We start from the raw sequence: 10,652 nt of genomic DNA on the forward strand, positions 1-10,652 counted from the left end.
CGTGCTGCGCGTGTGACAAGACTTGATACCGGGATCACGCTCTTCGGGCAAAGTCTGCCGCGTCCGATCATCCTGGCCCGATAGCATATCAGCGGCTGGTGCATCCGGAAGGCGAGGTGGCGGCGGCGCGCGGCGCCGGAGTGGCGGAAGCGGTGTTCACGACGGCAGCGATCGAGGATGGCGTGGCGGTGAGCCAGTCTCCAGTCTGGTTCCTGCTCTATCGGCAAAGCAATCGCGGTTTTAATGGCACGGCACTTGGCCAAGCGATCTGTGTAGCGGTCGACATGCCGAAGCCAGGCGATCGCCGTAGGCAGTTCCGGGCAGGATTCAAAATTCCCGACGGCCTCGCAACGCCATACTTCAAGGACCGGAACACCGGCGTGCTCAAAGTTGGCACTGCGCAGCGTCGGCCATGCCGACCTGGGCGGATATTGCCTGGCTGCGTTCGCTGACAACCCTGCCGCTTATCCTGAAGAGCATCCTCGATCCTGAGGATGCTGAGCAGGCGATCGGAACGGGTGTCGATGCCATCGCGGTCTCGAACCACGGTGCAGTGGCCGGACGGATTCCCATCATCCATGCTGGCAGCGTGAGCCGTCGCGCCGACGTTGAAGACGCTTGCCCTGGTGCAACCGCAGTCATGATTGGCCGCCCCTATGTCTACGACCTGGCAACCGATGGTGCCGAGGGCGTAACCCATTGTATCAACCTGCTTCGCCGAGACTTGGAGATGGCAATGGCGCTGACAGGCCGGGCGGCATCGGCGAGATCGACCGGTCGGTAATCTGGTGAAGCCCGAAACTATTTTTCAGCAAGTTCAGCATTGCACTTTTCGCTTCACCTCCGTCGCGCCCTTTGTCCGGCCGAGCGCCGACTACCTGGATGTCCGATTAGATTTACAGCTGACGGTCTGCTGTCGGCCACAATCGTGCCTTCGCATTTTGACTACTGGCGTCGAACTTGCCGTGAGGATGACTCGGACGGAGGACAGGAGCGCGATGCAACTGACTGCCTTTACCGGCTTCGTAGCCGTTTACCGGCCGTTATAGCACAATCGATGCCGGACTGAAGTGCACGGACAATGGCACCGTCGTGTACAATGTCGCACAATGGTATAGAAAGGCGGTGGTTCGCGAGCCGAACGAAACTGCGAACCATGGTGTTGCCGGTCGCTACTTCTGGTGCTGAGTTGCGCCAACTTCCCGCCCAAGGCGGGTTTTTGTTTCTGCCCTTGGTTACGATCAAGGCTCCGATCAGGCAGGCTTCGAGACGATGATGGCCAGCGATGCCAATCTGCCTTCGCTCAGGCTACGGATGTAGTTCTTGCGTCGCTGCACGAGTTCGGTGCCGAGCACGATTTCATTGGCCTGACGTTGCGCAGGCGAAGGAATGATGCCGGAACTTGCCCTTTGCATCGCCAGTTCGACATGTTCGCCGGTCTCGTCGATGACTTCGTCAATATGGAAGCCCGCGTCGGCGAACAGGGTCTTCAGGGTATCCCGGTCAACAAGGTGGCTGGTTTCCGGCGCAACCGCCCAGGGCAAGGGATAATTCGGCTCGCCGGCAGCCAGCACGGCTTCGGTCCAGATCAGTTTGCCGCCCGGCTTCAGAACGCGAAAAGCCTGCCCGATGACGGCGGCCTTGTCGGCGATGTTCATCCCGACATAGAAGCAGATTGCCGCGTTGAATGTGTTGTCGGCGAAGGGCAGTTTCGCCGCGTCGGCTTCGTGGAAGCGAACCTTGTCGCCAAGGCCGCTGAGCATGGTCAGTCGGCCGGATGCCTCGACAAAGACTGGTGTGAGGTCGACACCGTCGACCTGGCAGCCATAGGTGGCGGCCAGGAAGCGCGCCGGGCCGCCAATGCCGCTGCCGACATCAAGGATCCGGTCGGTGGGCGAGGGGGCAAGACGACCTCCATGGTCTCGCGTGGCGATGAGCTCGCGGCCGTGAAGCTGGTCGAACGGATAGAGCTGCGCGGCATTGATTTTATCGGGCTTCGCATCGGAAATCGCGGCCAATATACGCTCGACGATGCCGTCGCTGCCGTAATGCGTGGTGACGTTGCTCATTGCTGTCCTCCTCGAACAGCCAGCTTCCCATCAATAGGTTGTCTCCGCAACGCGCGCTGATTCAGGAGTGTGATTCATGACCCGCTACGCCACCGTCATCACCGATGCTGACGGCCGGGAAATCGTCAGCGCCATCGGCGAATTCGCAGGCACTGCGCCGCACCCACACCTGGGGCGTGGCGAGCAGGTCGCATCCGGCGTAGAAATCGGCATGGTGCAGGATGGGGCCGGGCCGATAGCAAGTTGCGCGGCTACAATCTCGTCGAGCTCAAAATCGGTAACCTGGTTTTAGGGCTGGAACCCCAGAAGGTCGGCACTCTGTCAGGCGGCGCCGGACTCCTGGCCGCGCTCAGAGCGGGCAAAGTCGCGGGCTGCGGCAGTGCCTGCGGGAAAGCCGCTGCGATCGCTGTAGTCGCGCGGCTTGGTCCCCCTGCGAGAGTGGCGCGCGGTGACGCCTTTCGCACCGATGATGTCGAGCAAAGCGATGCCGGCGACCACGGCAAGCGCAATGCCCACGTTGTCGCGCTTTGGATTGTCATGCCGATAAGCTGACAGCAACGTCGCGATGTCCAGGCCGTCGCCAGCCACCCGGCTCCAAAGCCCAGCCTGCTTGTCCACGGAAAGCGAGAGTATGCCGCTGCTTATCTCCCGCGCCCCATAGGCTCGGATGAGATCTTGCTTGCCGCTCATGCCGAGCGCACCGGCAATCCGCTCGGCACCAACCAGCTCGACGACACCCAGCGCGATGCTGAACCAGCCGAGCTTGCGAGCAAGGCCGTCGAAGGCACCGACCACACTCGGCCCGGCCTGCAGCACTTTGGGATCGCCAGGCGATCGGGTGATGTTGGTGAGTTTAGCGACCACGTTCATGACGATTCCCTACGGTTTCAAAACAACCTTGATGCAGCTGTCCTGCTTGTCGCGGAACACCTTGTACATCTCGGGTCCCTGCTCGAGCCCGACGGTATGGGTGATGACGAAGGAAGGGTCGATCTGGCCGTCCACGATGCGGCGCAGCAGATCCTCGGTCCAACGGGTGACATGGGTCTGCCCCATGCGGAAGGTGAGGCCCTTGTTCATCGCCTGTCCCATCGGAATCTTGTCGACCAGCCCGCTGTAGACGCCGGGGATCGAGATCACGCCGGCCGGCCGGCAGACATAGATCATCTCGCGCAACACATGCGGTCGATCATTTTCCATCAGCATCAACTGCTTTGCGCGATCGTAGACGGTGTCGGGCTGGGCCAGCGAGACATGGCTTTCCATGCCGACGCAATCGATGCACTTCTCCGGGCCATTTGCGCCGGTGAGTTCCTGCAGCCGTTCGACGACACTTTCCTCGGCGAAATTAATGGTGATGGCACCGCCGGCCGCCCCCATGGAAAGCCGTTCCGGCAGGCAATCGATCGCCACCACCTGTTTGGCGCCGAGCAGCAGGGCGCTGCGTATTGCCATCTGCCCGACTGGGCCGCAGCCCCACACCGCAACCGTATCCCTAGGCTCTATGTCGCACTGTGCCGCGGCCTGCCATCCGGTGGGAAAAATATCGCCGAGGAAGAGAACCTGCTCGTCGGTAAGGTTGTCAGGCACCTTTACGTGCGTGGCGTCGGCGAACGGCACCCGCAGGTATTCCGCCTGTCCCCCGGGATAGCCGCCCGTCAAATGGGTGTAGCCAAACAGACCAGCGGTGGTGTGCCCGAACACCTTGTCGCCGAGGTTCTTCTTGCGGTTCGTACGTTCGCAAACCGAAAAGTTCTGTCTCTTGCACTGGTCGCACTCACCGCAGATTATGGTGAACGGTACGACAATGCGGTCTCCCTTCTTCAGAGCGCCGTTGACGCCCCTGCCGACCTCCACGACCTCTCCCATCATCTCGTGGCCCATAATGTCGCCTGGCAGCATGGCTGGCACGTAGTTGTGGTAAAGGTGAAGGTCGGAGCCGCAGATGGCACAACTCGTCACCTTGATAATCGCGTCCCGTTCATCCTCAATTTCTGGATCGGAGACCTGATCGCAGCGTATGTCTTCCTTACCGTGCCAGACCAACGCACGCATAGCCCGCTCCTCTGTTGGCAAGGTCGATCGGGACCCGCGCTTGGCAAGCGGGCATGCTATTCATCGACCGTTCCCGCCGCCTGTCGAACCGCAATGGCCGACCTATGTTCCGGGAGCTTGAGAGAATATTTTGGGCCATTCCAAACGGCGCCTTCGCCTGACCGCGACTCGCTTGCCGCTCCGTCTGAAGTCGGCTCCTCAGTCTTGATGCAGCTACGGCATGTCTTCGTTGTTTGTGCCATGCACGTTGGAGCCGTGCAGGAGGGACTGGATTTCGTCTAGATCGATGTTGCCGTCACCATTCTCGTCGATGCTATTGAACATCCTGCCGACCGCGCTTTGAACCTCGGCCTCGGACAGTGACCTGTCGCCATCCGTGTCCAACAGGCCGAACATAAGTCGCATGCCGGCACCGCGCATCTTTTGGTGACCACGGTGTCGAGCCATTCTGTGTCCTCTGCCCCAGTCGCCACGATTTCGCCAATGGTCGCCATGCCGGCTAGCTTCATCGGGGCGGTCAGCATGCCCGTTGCGGTCGCCCTGGTCGTTGCGGCTATCTTCGTCACGGAAAGCTTCTTCAGAACCGCGATCCTGGTGCATCCTCTCCCGGACAGCTTGCTCAACCATCTGGCGGATTATTTCGCGTGTCTGTTCACCCCCCTGTCCGTTTGCGTTCGACCCGGCGCCGGGTTGTTCGGTCGCCGTCGTGGGTGCAGGCGTCGTGGGTGCCGGTGTTCCGCTTGACTGGGCGAGCGCCGGGGACGTGAGGGCTATGAAAGTGGCGGCGGCGGCCGTCGTGCTGTGTGGAAATCTCATGGCATGCCTCCATCGAACCATCGGCCGTGTTTGTTTGGGTCAAACTGGGGCTCGGTCTGATTGTTCCCTCAAGGGGATGAGGTCACGGCGAAGTTACAGGCCATGTGCCCGTGGGCGCAGGGCGACCACAACCAGAATGGTGGAGATGGTGATGGCATTCATGTCGTCGTAGCCGCCTTCTGGAATGGCGGAACGTGCCAAGGTGTTGCAGCGCTGTGGTGGAGCTTGCTTCGCTGCCGCGGCCTGCAGGGCGAGAGATCGCGCATCTCGATCTGCATCCACACGACTGGAAGCCAGAACAGGCCGGTAATGAGGTAAAGCAGGATCGAAAAGCGCAATCCACCCCTCGGTCGGCGAATAGGCGGAATGCCAGGCGAGGGCATGAGCCACCACCGCGGTTGCAGTGAACACGAATTCAGCGATCACGCGATGCGTGCGACCGTTACGATGGTCGCGGAATTTGCGGTCTGATGGGCGAGCAGCATGAACAAGGCGATGCCGGCCGGACGGCGAGTTGTTCGCAGACCGCCTCGGACGGTTCAGTGCAAGGATCAAATCCCCCTGCGCCGCTCATGGACGCAGCGCCAGCTCAGGAACCTGATCGGCGGGATCCGCGATGTTCATGGACCCGATTCCCGGCGGAAGTGCGGCATGTGGGCTGGATCGTTTGACAAGCGATCGGAATGTCAGGAAACCAGAGCGAGGCGGCGCGGCACAACCGGCGGCCAGCGCCTTGGCGAAGGTCACGCATGTCGACCTGCTGACCGCACGTCGGACAGATGTAGGAATATCCTTCTTGGGCTCGCCGCTGTAGAGCTTGCCGGGAATTGATCCACCAAGATCGGATTGCTCGTCATATCCATCGACTTGTCTCAAATGTTACCGAACTGTTCTGCGCATATTCCCGTCCGCTCGGTCAAAGTCTAACGATCAGGGAAGCACATTGGAAAGCACATGCGGTAACGGTTGATTCAACCATTGCTGGTATGTTGGTGTGGGTGGCGGCTCCGACAGTTGGGCGGGCGCTTCAGTGCCGGAGCCGCCTGCGCAGTCCGGTTGGGGTTTGACCGCGCCGTCCTATAATGGGACAGCGCGGTCAACGATTCGTTAAAATGCTCCGGAGCTAATTAAACGTGTGCTAAATTGAATCGCAGTGTTGCGAGTCAGCTCATGCGTTTGAAGGTCATCAGGCTATCGCGCAGGAAGGGCGAGGCGGTGTTAGCCGTCAGTCATTCTATCTCACGCGCTGACGACCTCTGGCGCATTCCAAGTCATCAATTGTGACATCAGCCGTTGAATCGACGCCGGTCCAACCGCCTGCTTCGTATTCGTTTCGCCGGAACCACCGATAGCTTCGCCCGTTGCTAAGCTGCCCCGTGACACACGAAATCATCGATCACTGCTTGATGTATGGCTAGCGACGGTGACTCACCAAAGACATGAACTCAGAAAAGAAACCAACGAAAGCTGGACCGTGTTTAACGTGTTGACTGGGCAGCCAGCAGACCCGTGGGCGCTCCGGCTAAGCTATGCCCGGACTCTTGTTCGCCTTATGAACGCTGTCGAGTTGAAGCGAAAGGTCACTCGAAGTGACCTCTAAATACGCACTGCTGAAACACATCGGGAGCCGTTGGCAAAGCCACCGTTCCGTGGTCACCTACCTGAGACTCTCGCCCGATAGCAGAGGGTGACGTGGCAAGGCTTGAGCGCCCAACCTATGCCTGCAGCATCAAGAATATGATCCTGCCAAGAGCGCCTAAGAGCAGGGCGAATGCGGCGAAAGATTGAATAAAGAAGCCGGGGTACCGCTTCAGCGGTGCCGACAGGTAACCGATGAAGTAGGCAATCCTTCCCATTATCCAAAGCAGTCCCAGTGCAGCCGCCCATGGCGCGCTCCAGTAGACCGCGAAAAGGCACATCGACGGAAGAAAGTCCGGCAGCCATTCGATCGAGTTTGAATTAGCGCGGATTGTCCGCTCAAGCAGCGGATCCCCAGTCATGGTCGGGGCGAGAACGCCCGTCCTCTTGTGGGTTCTGGCGACTGTCAGCGCCATGCCAAAAATCATTAGGCTGCAAAGCAGCGTCACAATAGCCACCGAGAAATACCGTTCCATGCCTGCCTCCTCTCGTCGCGGAACAGGCAGGCAAGCAAAGGTTGTCGCCATGTGAAGCAGGTCGGCCTGAAGCCCGTAGATAGCGCAAAAACGCGTCTCTGGAAATGAGCTACGAAGGGTGGTCGATCTACGGTCGCATCCAACGCGCCTTCGGCGACTATGATGACATCGCCGCGGTGACGGCAGAGCCGACGTTGTCAGAGCCCGGTGACGTGCCGATCTTCAGCGCGGGCGTGCCTCGCGCAATAGACCAGCTCACGCTCAGCATCCCGGCGCCGATAGATTTTTCCAGCCTCAATCTCTCCTATACGCATCTTGAAAGTGCCGAAGGCCAGAAGAGCCAGATCGTTGGCCTTTCCTACAGCCAACAGATATTCAAGCGAAGCAGCCTCTATGCCACTGCCTTTACCGACCTTGAGGATAGCGGCAGCTTTGGAGTCTTGGCCGGCCTATCGGTTCCGTTCGGTGACGATATCACCGCTTCCACGGGAATAGAGCAGGGACCGGACGGCCTGAATGTCGTCGCCGACATCGCCAAGTCGGAGCGGTTGGAAGACGGCAGCATTGGCTGGCGAGCACGAACCTCGGAAGGCGACACGCCCAACCGGTCGGCCGCAGCAAGCTATCGCGCGCGCTTCGCCCGCTTCGAGGCTGGCGTCCAACAATACGGGAAGGACGTGCGGGCAACTGCGCAAATGGATGGCGCGATTGCCGTGGCAGGCGGCGGGGTCTTTGCCACAAATCGCATAGACGATGCTTTCGCCGTGGTCGAAGTCGGCGCTCCTGATGTCGACGTCCAGTTCCAGAACAGGCCGGTGGGAATGACCAATCGGCAAGGGCGCATCCTGGTCCCCGGGCTTAACTCCTACGAACCGAACACGGTCTCCATCGATCCAAAGAATCTGCCAGTGAATGCGGACGTTCCGGCAACCAAGGAAGTCGTGATGCCAGCCGATCGCAGGGGGGTCGTGGTGAAGTTCGGCGTTTCGGAAGCGCCCGAAGCAGCGGTCGTGACTCTGGTCGACAGCACAGGGACCCCTTTGGAAGCCGGCCTGAAGGGGCGCATGGAGGCTGGCTCCGAAGAGTTTGTCATCGGCTACGATGGTGAGGCGTACATTCGAGGCTTAAGCGCACAGAACACGGTCGTGATCGATCGTCTGGATGGCACCTCCTGCAAGGCCGATTTTTTCTACACGCCCGCACCCGGTCAGCAAGTCGCAATCAAGGACGTGGCATGCAGGTAAACATGGGAGAACGAATGCTCCGTCTTGTCATCTTATGGCCTTTGCCATGTTTCCGTTGTCCGCTTTGGCGCAAAGCTGCAGCTTCAGCGTCTCGAACATGAATTTCGGGTTGGTTGACACCCTCTCGGGCAGTCAGACCAACACGACCGCGACCATCAATATGAATTGCAGCGGCATTGTCGGTCAGCGCATCCTGATCTGTGCGCATCTTGCGGCCGGCACAGGCGGCGCGTCGTCGGCGACGGCCCGCCAGATGTTTAGCGGAGCCAACGCACTCAACTATCAGCTCTATCCCGACTCGGCACGCAGCGTGGTTTGGGGTTCTTTTGCCTGGGCCTACGCTTCCCGCCCTCCGGCACTGGCATTGACCCCCAAATGTATTGGGCTCAGCCACTGGAACGGCGACTATTTATGGCGCCGTGGCCGGAGGGCAGGGAACCGTTCCACCTGGAACCTACCTTTCGACATTCTCCGGTGCGCAGATCGAATTTCGCTATCGCTATACCTCCGGCAGCAGTTGCAGTACCGCCTCCGGTACGGTGGCGGCTGATCCGACTTTCACCATCAATGCGACGGTCGCCGCCAACTGCCTTGTATCGACGCAGAACATCGAATTTGGATCAAAGGGGGTACTTGACGGCAATGTTGATGCCACCGGCCAGGTCTCAGTCACCTGCACACCAGCAGCGGCCTACACGGTCTCGCTGAATGGCGGCACGACAGGATCGCCGCCGACAACTCGCAAGATGTCGAAAGGCGTGGAAACAGTGACCTATGGCCTCTGCAAGAATGCTGATCGAACTCAGCCTTGGGGCGACGCTTCCGTGCCCGGCAGCACAGTGCCGGGAACTGGAACTGGGGTCCCGCAAGTCTTCACGGTTTATGGTCGCGTCCCGCCGCAGGCTACTCCTTCCGCAGGCGTATACACCGACACGGTTGTCGTCACTGTGACCTATTGAGCGATGAAGGCCTTTCCGACAAGACCTTGGTCCGAATTGACATTTACCTGACCCGCTCGAATGATCCGGCCAATGCAGGGGCAGGGATCATGCTGGTAACAAGCATCGCGAACGGCACCTTCGAGCCGGAGGAACTGTCTCTTCTCCAGGGGCTGTTCGATATGCTTTGTGAGCTGCGCGGCATTAACCGCGAAAGCCCCGAAGCTACGACGGCTGCCGAAAGCCTGATTGCACGTTACAAAGCCGGCCTTCGCGGCGATGAACTTTTTCTATCGGTCGCGCCGGAGTAGCTGCTGCTCCAACTCTCTTCAGGCAATCCATCGGGAACCATTAAGGTCACAAAGGGGTTGGGCTCGGTCTAACCGTGCGGGCCAACCATGCAAGAGCTTTCTCCCGAGCAACAGCAGGCTACATCGCGTCTCATTCGGTCGTGGATTACTTCAGAGACGCTGCGCCATCAAATCCGCCAACTGCTGGGAGGTCCAGCAGATTGGGATGTGACCGAGCAGCATCGGTCCATGCTTGACGAGCTGGATCGGAAGCTGAACGAATGACCCATGGCACAGCAGCGGTACGACTTTAAGGCAAGAGCCAGGTGGAAGCTGGACGGTGTTCGACGTGTTCACCGGCCTGGCGGCTGATGCGTGGGGCGCGCCGGCTGAAGGTCTGGACATGGGACATGCCGACGATCTGGTTGGCCTGCGAACGGCATTGACCTGAACCGTAGGGTCGCCCGGGGTGACTTCTAACCGTTGCTTCAATCTTCCCGCCGACCGCATCGACAGATGGTGATTTGGCAGGCTCGCCTATCGTGCTCTCTACCCGCTGCAGGATCGTATCGAGGGGCTCCGCGACCAGGATCTCGGCGAGCGGTCGATAGACGAATCGCAGGGACTCGGCGCGAGCAGACAGCTGAAGGCCCTTGCGATCCTCGGATTTGACTTCGCCGCGTCGGGAGTAACCCGTCCTTTCAGCGTGCGCAGCCCAATGGTAACTCCTGGGCGTCTTGCTCCCAGCGCTACAGCTCGAACCGCAGTTGACGTTGATCCGGCGGCAACACATCGCCTAGCGACGAAGCGTGACGCCATTCGGATGAGTTTCATGCCGCCCGTTCGCCAGGCGCTTCAATTGCCAAAGGGGGTGCGGTTCTATGTCAAAAGGGTAGGTCGGCACGATCAGATTACCAAGCAAGGGTGACGGTGACCGTGCCGACCGGCACTGGTCATAAGGAGGGACCCAAACAACCAGATCTACAAACTACGCGCAAAACGGTAATCCCGCAACTAAGCCCCATGGCCTAGGCTGCCCGTCAGGGCCATTGCGCGATAGCACCATAGGCACCAGAGTTGGGTATATATTAGCTTGTGCTTGCGGCGGCCCTTGCATGATATGGAC

At 59.8% G+C, this 10,652-nt stretch carries 10 protein-coding genes and 3 pseudogenes; 7 read left to right on the top strand and 6 right to left on the bottom strand.

The genetic code is table 11. From position 1 onward, the window contains the following. Window positions 1-116: 116 nt before the first annotated feature. Together LB559_RS32960 and LB559_RS32965 are read left to right on the top strand one after the other, a co-directional pair. Window positions 117-452, top strand: a complete 336-nt coding sequence (locus tag LB559_RS32960) for an alpha-hydroxy-acid oxidizing protein (protein WP_318014192.1) — start codon at window positions 117-119, stop codon at window positions 450-452. Further along, on the top strand, window positions 413-784 hold the full coding sequence (locus LB559_RS32965; RefSeq protein WP_263499184.1) for an alpha-hydroxy-acid oxidizing protein: 372 nt from the start codon (window positions 413-415) through the stop codon (window positions 782-784). The genes LB559_RS32960 and LB559_RS32965 overlap by 40 nt, the downstream gene beginning before the upstream one ends. Window positions 785-1,253: 469 nt before the next feature. Here the strand turns inward: LB559_RS32965 and LB559_RS30385 are convergent, their stop codons facing one another. After that, window positions 1,254-2,069, bottom strand: coding sequence for a class I SAM-dependent methyltransferase (locus LB559_RS30385; RefSeq protein ID WP_224675710.1), 816 nt, complete (start codon window positions 2,067-2,069; stop codon window positions 1,254-1,256). A gap of 76 nt (window positions 2,070-2,145) precedes the next feature. Here LB559_RS30385 and LB559_RS30390 point away from each other — a divergent pair, with 76 nt between their 5' ends. After that, complete coding sequence (locus tag LB559_RS30390) at window positions 2,146-2,361, top strand: hypothetical protein (RefSeq protein WP_013525008.1); 216 nt, start codon at window positions 2,146-2,148, stop codon at window positions 2,359-2,361. A gap of 29 nt (window positions 2,362-2,390) precedes the next feature. Here LB559_RS30390 and LB559_RS30395 read toward each other — a convergent pair whose 3' ends face one another. The 5 genes and pseudogenes from LB559_RS30395 to LB559_RS30415 form a co-directional block, all read right to left on the bottom strand. After that, complete coding sequence (locus LB559_RS30395; protein ID WP_063170835.1) at window positions 2,391-2,939, bottom strand: hypothetical protein; 549 nt, start codon at window positions 2,937-2,939, stop codon at window positions 2,391-2,393. A gap of 9 nt (window positions 2,940-2,948) precedes the next feature. Next, the gene (locus tag LB559_RS30400) at window positions 2,949-4,124 is read right to left on the bottom strand and encodes a zinc-dependent alcohol dehydrogenase (protein ID WP_224675711.1); all 1,176 of its coding nucleotides are present in this window, start codon (window positions 4,122-4,124) and stop codon (window positions 2,949-2,951) included. A gap of 213 nt (window positions 4,125-4,337) precedes the next feature. Further along, entirely contained in the window at window positions 4,338-4,724 is a 387-nt protein-coding gene (locus LB559_RS30405; RefSeq protein WP_224675712.1) for a hypothetical protein, read from the bottom strand. A 467-nt stretch (window positions 4,725-5,191) separates the two neighbouring features. Beyond that, window positions 5,192-5,443 (bottom strand): annotated as a pseudogene (locus LB559_RS30410) (DUF2269 family protein); the annotation flags it as partial. Between the two features lie 1,212 nt (window positions 5,444-6,655). Beyond that, a complete protein-coding gene (locus tag LB559_RS30415; RefSeq protein ID WP_127366653.1) occupies window positions 6,656-7,054 on the bottom strand; it encodes an MAPEG family protein in 399 nt (132 codons plus the stop codon). 89 nt (window positions 7,055-7,143) lie between these two features. Between LB559_RS30415 and LB559_RS30420 the strand changes: the two are divergent. The 4 genes and pseudogenes from LB559_RS30420 to LB559_RS30435 all read left to right on the top strand — a co-directional run. Next, a pseudogene (locus tag LB559_RS30420) lies at window positions 7,144-8,298 on the top strand (fimbria/pilus outer membrane usher protein); the annotation flags it as partial. 97 nt (window positions 8,299-8,395) lie between these two features. Further along, a pseudogene (locus LB559_RS32970) lies at window positions 8,396-8,563 on the top strand (spore coat protein u); the annotation flags it as partial. 154 nt (window positions 8,564-8,717) lie between these two features. Next, window positions 8,718-9,257 carry a spore coat U domain-containing protein gene (locus LB559_RS30430; protein WP_224675713.1) on the top strand — a complete coding sequence of 180 codons (540 nt, stop codon included), beginning with the start codon at window positions 8,718-8,720 and terminating at the stop codon, window positions 9,255-9,257. Next, complete coding sequence (locus tag LB559_RS30435; protein WP_164754994.1) at window positions 9,254-9,547, top strand: hypothetical protein; 294 nt, start codon at window positions 9,254-9,256, stop codon at window positions 9,545-9,547. Before LB559_RS30430 ends, LB559_RS30435 begins: the two co-directional genes overlap by 4 nt. The last annotated feature ends 1,105 nt before the right edge of the window (window positions 9,548-10,652 follow it).

This window comes from Mesorhizobium sp. BR1-1-3, from assembly GCF_020165455.1.
Taxonomy (GTDB): domain Bacteria; phylum Pseudomonadota; class Alphaproteobacteria; order Rhizobiales; family Rhizobiaceae; genus Mesorhizobium; species Mesorhizobium ciceri.